Source organism: Dietzia sp. SLG310A2-38A2 (assembly GCF_014145095.1).
In the GTDB taxonomy this organism is placed as follows: Bacteria; Actinomycetota; Actinomycetes; order Mycobacteriales; family Mycobacteriaceae; genus Dietzia.
Genome location: NZ_JAALDX010000393.1, coordinates 4,706 through 7,905, shown reverse-complemented (window position 1 = coordinate 7,905; position 3,200 = coordinate 4,706). Strand labels below are relative to the sequence as shown.

Sequence of the window (3,200 nt, the reverse complement as noted above, 5' to 3'; positions counted from 1 at the left end):
CGCGGATCCCGGCCCTCTCGGCCTCCTCGGTGGTGAGCTCCGGATCCCGGCCCACGTACCCGACGGGGAGCACGCGCGGCCCCTGGGCGTCGGTGAGCTGGCCCGGAAGTGCACCGAGCAGCGGACCCCACGAGACGGTGCGGCCCTGGACCGCGGGGACGACGGAGGCCGACGACCCGCTGAAGGAGAACGAGGCGTCCCGGCCCTCCTGCTCGGTCTCCTCGATCAGCGGCTCGAGGATCCCCTTGGCCGCGTCCGCGTCGAACCGGGGCTCCAGCTCGGCCCCGTCGCGCACGAAGGTCAGGTACTCGCCGATCCGGTCCCGGGGGAACACGACGGGCACGGCGTCGGGGCCGTCGGGATCGACCATCTCCAGTTCCCGCTCGGCGGGGACCGCCCGTTCCCTACCCGGGGGCGGTGGCGGGGCCGGTAGCCGCGTCGTGACGGTGGTGACGGGCGGTTCCGTCCCGTCCTCACGCATCCGCGAGGCCAGCAACGTCACGTCGCGCCCGGCGGCGGGTTCTGCCACGTCGCGGATGAGCGCGCGGACCTGGTCGGCCCGCGTCTCGGTGGGGGTGTAGTCGACCACGAGGTCGACCCCGTCGTCGTCGAGCCAGTGGGCGAGCACCGCATCGCGCGAGCTCTCGATCCGCAGGCGCTGGCCGTCCAACGGGATGGCGGAGCGGACCTCGTCCTGGTCGAACCAGATGGCGCCCTCACGCGGCTCGAAGTCCGCCTGCAGGGCGAGTTTCTCCAGGAACTCGGTCAGCCGCGCGTCGGGGATCACGCTGGCGATGCCCACCTCGGTGGACCACACCAGGCTGATCAGCCGGGTGAACGGGTTGAGCGGTTGCTCACCCGCCCGGTCGAGGGTGCCCTGCCAGTCCACGGACAGCCCGACCGACCGGGGATCGAGGGTGGTGGACACGACGCCGGCCCGCAGGTCGACCTCCTCGTCGACCCGTGGTCCCAGCTCGCGGATCAGGAGCTGCTCGGCGTCGGCCGTGCGCATCCCGCCCACCTGGATCCCGGCCACCTCGGCCCCGCGCGGAACCCGACCGATGCTGTGGACCAGATCGAAGCCGTAGAGCACCGCCAGCCCCATGAACACGCCGACACCCGTGTGGATCCACCGCGACCGCACCCGGTAACGCCGTCGGTCGGCGGCCGCGGGATGGGGCCCCTCCCCCTCGAGCACGACGGGCCGGACGGGGCCGGCGTCGCCGGTGGTGGTGGAATCGTCCACGGGTTCTCACGCCTCCTCACGAGCGGGGGACTCTCGACCCGGCGGGGCGTCGACCGGGGTTATCCCACCCGAACCACTGTGGCGTCCACTATGACGGACCGGTACCGATGAGTGCAGCCCCCGCGCCGTACGCGGGGGCTGCACTCATGAAACGACTACCCGGCCGGGACGCCGGCCCGGTCAGCGCGTCGGGTTCACCGTTCGACGATGGCTGTGACGCCCTGACCACCGGCCGCGCAGATGGAGATGAGCGCGCGGCCCGAGCCCTTCTCCTCCAGCAGCTTGGCGGTCGCGGCCAGGATGCGGGCGCCGGTGGCGGCGAACGGGTGCCCGGCCGCCAGCGAGGAGCCGTGGACGTTGAGCTTGCTGCGGTCGATCGAGCCGAGCGCGGAATCCAGGCCCAGGCGCTCCGTGCAGTACTCCTCGGACTCCCAGGCCGAGAGCGTGGCCAGGACCTGCGAGGCGAAGGCCTCGTGAATCTCGTAGTAGTCGAAGTCCTGCAGGGTCAGGCCGTTGCGCTCGAGCAGCCGCGGGACGGCATAGGTGGGGGCCATGAGCAGCCCGTCCGGTGTGCGGCCGTCGTGACCGTGGATGAAGTCCACCGCCGCGGTCTCGGAGTCCACCAGGTAGGCGCGGACCGGGAGCTTGTTCTCCTCCGCCCAGGCCTCACTCGCCAGCAGGACCGCGGAGGCGCCGTCGGTGAGCGGGGTGGAGTTGCCGGCCGTCATGGTGGCCTCGGTGCCGTGGGCCTCGGCGTCGCGCTTGCCGAAGACCGGCTTGAGCTTTCCGAGCTTCTCCTCGGACGAGTCGGGACGCATGTTGTCGTCACGCGGCACACCGAGGAACGGGGTGACCAGGTCGTCCTGGAAGCCCGACTCGTAGGAGGCGGCGAGGTTGTGGTGGCTGGCCGCGGCGAGCGCGTCCTGGTCCTCGCGGGTCACGCCCAGCTCGCGGGCGGTGATGGCGGCGTGCTCGCCCATCGACAGGCCGGTGCGGGGCTCCGCGTTCTGCGGCTGCTCGGGGACCAGCGACTGCGGCCGGATGTCGCCGAGGAGCTTGAGCCGGTCGACCGTGCTCTTGGCCGAGGTGACCTTGATGAGGATCTTGCGCAGGTCGTCGTTGACGGCCAGCGGGGCGTCGGAGGTGGTGTCGGTGCCGCCCGCGATCCCGGCGTCGATGCGACCGACGGCGATGGCGTCCGCGACCTGGATCGCCGTGGCCAACCCGGTCCCGCACGCCTGCTGCACGTCGTAGGCTGGGCTGGACGAGTCGAGCACCGAACCGATGACCGTCTCGCGGGTGAGGTTGAAGTCGCGGGCGTGCTTGAGGACCGCACCCGCCGCGACCATTCCGACGCGCTTGCCCTGCAGGTTGTAGCGGCTGGCGAGACCGTCGATCGCCGCGGTGAGCATGTCCTGGTTGGAGGCGTCCGCGTACTTGCCGTTCGATCGGGCGAAGGGGATTCGGTTGCCGCCTACGATGGCGACCTTGCGGGGGCTGGTGGTCACGTGTGTCACTCCCGTTTGATCTCGGTATCCGGTGGCCCGTAGCGCGGCCCGACGAGTATTGTTACTCAGCGGTAAGTTACTTGTCGACCCGTAAGACCGCACCTCTCCAGGAGATGATCGCCATGGCACAGGGCAACCTCGACCTCTATTCGCAGTTCGTGACCTCGGCCCCCGGGTCGTTCATCGCCGGCAAGGTCGGCCTCCCGCAGCCCGAACAGCTCCGCCGCCACGAGGCCGGACAGCCCGCCCTCCACGGCCCGGTCCTGGTCGGCGGCGAGGGTCGCCTGGTCGAGCCCGTCCGCGCGATCCTCGAGTCGGACTACGAGCTGGCCGGCGCGGACGCCGAGGGCAAGTTCGCCGGCCTGGTCTTCGACGCCACCGGCATCCGCCGCACCGAGGACCTCAAGTCCCTGTTCGACTTCTTCAACCCCGTCGTCCGCCGCGTC

Annotated in this window: 2 protein-coding genes and 1 pseudogene; 1 reads left to right on the top strand and 2 read right to left on the bottom strand. The window is 71.3% G+C overall.

Features of this window, described 5'->3' with window-relative positions; translation table 11 throughout:
• Both G6027_RS19505 and G6027_RS13695 read right to left on the bottom strand, forming a co-directional pair.
• Positions 1–1,246 (bottom strand): peptidoglycan binding domain-containing protein (locus tag G6027_RS19505; RefSeq protein ID WP_182637653.1); only part of this gene is annotated, 1,246 nt, incomplete at its 3' end.
• Between the two features lie 194 nt (positions 1,247–1,440).
• Positions 1,441–2,754, bottom strand: a complete 1,314-nt coding sequence (locus tag G6027_RS13695) for an acetyl-CoA C-acetyltransferase (protein ID WP_182637652.1) — start codon at positions 2,752–2,754, stop codon at positions 1,441–1,443.
• A 116-nt stretch (positions 2,755–2,870) separates the two neighbouring features.
• Here G6027_RS13695 and G6027_RS13690 point away from each other — a divergent pair.
• Positions 2,871–3,200, top strand: a pseudogene (locus G6027_RS13690) (short chain dehydrogenase); the annotation flags it as partial.